The organism is Arthrobacter sp. U41, from assembly GCF_007679325.1.
Classification (GTDB): domain Bacteria; phylum Actinomycetota; class Actinomycetes; order Actinomycetales; family Micrococcaceae; genus Arthrobacter.
The window spans coordinates 1-677 of the sequence record NZ_VEGI01000014.1 but is presented as its reverse complement, the minus strand read 5'-3'; the positions used below and the strand labels follow the sequence as shown (position 1 = coordinate 677).

General features: G+C 57.9%; 1 rRNA gene. It reads right to left on the bottom strand.

The annotated features are described in order from the left end of the window. Positions 1-677 (bottom strand): 23S ribosomal RNA (locus FS787_RS17855); the annotation flags it as partial.

Genomic DNA, 677 nt, shown 5'->3' with positions numbered 1-677 from the left:
AGTGTCCATCACGATGGGGGCCCCCCTTCTCCCGAAGTTACGGGGGCATTTTGCCGAGTTCCTTAACCATAATTCTCTCGATCGCCTTAGTATTCTCTACCTGATCACCTGTGTCGGTTTGGGGTACGGGCGGCTAAAACCTCGCGTCGATGCTTTTCTCGGCAGCATAGGATCACCGAATCCCCCCTTACGGGAGTCCCATCGGATCTCAGGCATCATGAACGGCGGATTTGCCTACCGTTCGCCCTACATCCTTAGACCGGGACAACCATCGCCCGGCTCGGCTACCTTCCTGCGTCACACCTGTTAATACGCTTGCCTCCCAGGATCAGGTCCCGCGCTCCACCAAAACCCTCACACCACAAGGGTGATCGGGCAGGTCTCGGGCGGTTAGTATCCCCTGTTCAGCATGGGCGGTTTTTCGCCGGTACGGGAATATCAACCCGTTGTCCATCGACTACGCCTGTCGGCCTCGCCTTAGGTCCCGACTTACCCAGGGCAGATTAGCTTGACCCTGGAACCCTTGATCATTCGGCGGACGGGTTTCTCACCCGTCTTTCGCTACTCATGCCTGCATTCTCACTCGTGTAGGCTCCACCGCTGGTTTACACCGCGACTTCACTGCCCACACGACGCTCCCCTACCACTCCAGACGCCTGAACCACAAGGGCTTGGCT